Annotated in this window: 3 protein-coding genes; 1 reads left to right on the top strand and 2 read right to left on the bottom strand. The window is 71.4% G+C overall.

Annotated elements, in window-relative coordinates:
- Both Q8Q85_01235 and Q8Q85_01230 read right to left on the bottom strand, forming a co-directional pair.
- On the bottom strand, window positions 1-708 hold a 708-nt coding region (locus Q8Q85_01235), incomplete at its 3' end, for a prephenate dehydrogenase/arogenate dehydrogenase family protein (protein MDP3772871.1).
- Complete coding sequence (locus tag Q8Q85_01230; protein MDP3772870.1) at window positions 705-1,919, bottom strand: M20/M25/M40 family metallo-hydrolase; 1,215 nt, start codon at window positions 1,917-1,919, stop codon at window positions 705-707. The genes Q8Q85_01230 and Q8Q85_01235, both read right to left, overlap by 4 nt.
- A 95-nt stretch (window positions 1,920-2,014) precedes the next feature.
- On the opposite strand from Q8Q85_01230, the gene Q8Q85_01225 reads away from it, so the two are divergent.
- Window positions 2,015-2,739: hypothetical protein (locus Q8Q85_01225; GenBank protein ID MDP3772869.1), on the top strand; the 725-nt coding region annotated here is incomplete at its 3' end.

Here is a 2,739-nt window from a genome sequence, read left to right as displayed (position 1 = left end):
CGCGGCGGCCTGGTCCGCGGCGGTCGCGTTCCCGCAGTCGCATACCGCCATCACGCGCCCGCTCAACGTGCGCACGCTGGGGCCGAAGAGCGGGTGCAGGCTCGCCACGCGGAGCCCGCGCGCGGCGGCGCCCTCGAGGAGATCGAGGACGTGGCTCTTCAGACTGAAGATGTCGATGACCAGGGCGGCCGGCTCGATCGAGAGCACGTCTTGCAGCGCCCGCTTGCCGGGCGCCAGTGGCGTGGCGACGAGCACCACCTCGGCCTCGCGCACCGCAGCTACGAGGTGCGTTGCGGTCGTGAAACCCGGGACGGGCCCGTACGGATCGAGCGTCGTCACGTCGTGCCCCTGGCCGGCGAAGAACCGGCCGAGCCAGCGGCCCATCTTCCCCGCGCCGCCGACGATGAGGATGCGCAGTGCCCGTTCACTCCTTGGCGCCAGCGCCTCCTCCTGCTGCCGCACCGCCGCGCCGATCAGGAGGTGCGCGATCCGCTCGGCCAGGTGGTCGTCCACGCCCAGCTCGCCCGCCAGGGCGTGAAAGCGTGACAGCACCTCCTGCTCCGCGCTGTAGCTGCGGACCGCGAGCCCTGCCTCGCGCTTGGCGGCGCCGACTTCGCGCACCAGGGCGAGCCGGTCCGAGACGAGGCGGAGGAGCCCCGAGTCAATAGCCGAGATCTTCGCTCGCAGCTCCTCGAGGCGAAGGGTCACGCTGGTCGATCCTCTCGCTTTCCCGCCTGCTCAGCGACGCCGAGGACCGTGAGCAGCGCCCGAAAGATCCCCGCCGGGCCGTCAACGTTCTCGTACCATTCGCTCTCGAGGTGCGCCTCGCCGCCGCGGCCGCCCGCGCCCAGCGCGATGCCGGGAATGCCCCGGCTGATGGGCACGTTGGCGTCGGTGGAGGCGGCCGCCAGCTCCGGCTTCTGTCCCACGGCCTGGGTCGCCGCGACCGCCGCCTTCACGAGTGCGTGCTTCTCGTTCGTCACCCCCGACGGCCGGTTGCCGAGCGGCTCGAGGTGCAGCGTGAGCGGCGCCGTGCCCGCGGACCGCTTGCCGTTCACCGCCTCCAGCGCCTTGCCGAGCGCCTGCGAGACCGCGCCGTAGAGCGCCTCGAGCGACGCCTCGGCCTCGGAGCGGAGGTCCAGCTCGAGCCACGCTTCTTGGGGAATGGTGTTGAGGCTCGACCCGCCGCCGATGCGCACGACGCTGGCCGTGGTGCGCGGGGAGGTGGGGAGGGCGATCCCGGCGATGTTCGCCGTCGCCACGCCCACCGCGTGCGCCGCGTTGGCCACGCCGAACGCCGCCCACGAGTGCCCCCCCGGGCCCCGGAACGTCGCGCGCAGCCGCCGCGAGCCCAGTGCCCGATGGACGATCCGGTTGATGCCCGCGCCGTCCAGGGCGATGAAGGCCCCCGGCTTGAAGACGGGGTCCTCGAAGAGGTGCTTGACGCCGCGCAGGTCGCCGGCGCCTTCCTCGCCCACCGTAGCGATGAAGGTGATGGGTCGGCCGGGCTCGATCCCCGACGCTCGGCACGCCTCGGCGACCGCCAGCATCGCCGCCAGCCCGCGCGCGTTGTCACTGATGCCCGGGGCGATCAGCCGCGCCCCGGCCTCGCGCACCTCGAGCTTCGTCCCGGCGGGGAAGACGGTGTCGAGGTGCGAGGCGATCACGACGCCGGCGCCGTCGGCCGGACCCAGCCGCCCCAGCACGTTACCGGCGCCGTCGGTACGCACTTCGGTGAGCCCGAGGTCGCCAAAACGCGCTGCCACGAAGGCGCCGCGCCGTTCCTCGGACCCCGTCGGCGCCGGAATGACGGCCAGCTGACGCTGCAGGGCTATCGTGGCGTCGTCATGGCACTCCAGCCACTCGCGAGCTGCGAGGACCTCGCGCCGCTTGGCCAACTCCGCGATCAGTCGTTCCACGCGGCGGAGGCTAACCCGCGCGCATCACTGTCGCAAGAACGCTTGACCGCGGATGCGGCCGAGCGCAGACTGTACCTTGAGAACTCCGGACATCAATGGAATACCGCGAGCTGATCCACGACTGGAACGCCGCCGGGTCGAGTTTCGACTGGGCGGCCGCGCGCGTGGACCTCAACGACGAGACGCTCCGCGACGGCCTCCAGTGCCCGTCGGTGAAGGATCCTACGATGGAGCAGAAGGTCCGCCTGCTCCACCTCATGGTGGACCTCGGCATCGCCTCGCTCGATATCGGACTGCCGGGTGCGGGCGCGCGGGTGCGCGAGCAGGTCCTCACCCTCGCCCGCGAGATCCTGAACGCCAAGCTGGCCATCTCGCCCAACTGTGCCGCCCGCACCGTTATCGCGGACGTCCAGCCGGTCGTCGAGATCTCGCAGCAGGTCGGCATCGCGATCGAGGTGGCCACGTTCATCGGTTCGTCGCCCATCCGCCAGTACGCCGAGGACTGGACGCTCGACCAGATGCTCGAGACGAGCGAAAAGGCCGTGACCTTCGCGGTCACCCATGGTCTTCCAGTGATGTTCGTGACCGAGGACACGACGCGCGCCCGGCCGGAGACGCTCAAGGCGCTCTACGGGAACGCGATCTCATGGGGCGCGCGCCGCCTCTGCCTGGCGGACACGGTGGGACACGCGACCCCCGACGGGGTGCGCCGCCTGGTGCGTTTCGTGAAGGACGAGATTATCGGGCCTTCCCGGGAGGACGTGAAGCTCGACTGGCACGGGCACCGCGACCGCGGCATGGGGGTCATCAACTGCCTGGC

The organism is Gemmatimonadales bacterium (genome assembly GCA_030697825.1).
In the GTDB taxonomy this organism is placed as follows: Bacteria; Gemmatimonadota; Gemmatimonadetes; order Gemmatimonadales; family JACORV01; genus JACORV01.
The sequence above is the reverse complement of the archived record's forward strand: the minus strand, read 5'-3'. Positions and strand labels throughout refer to the sequence as shown.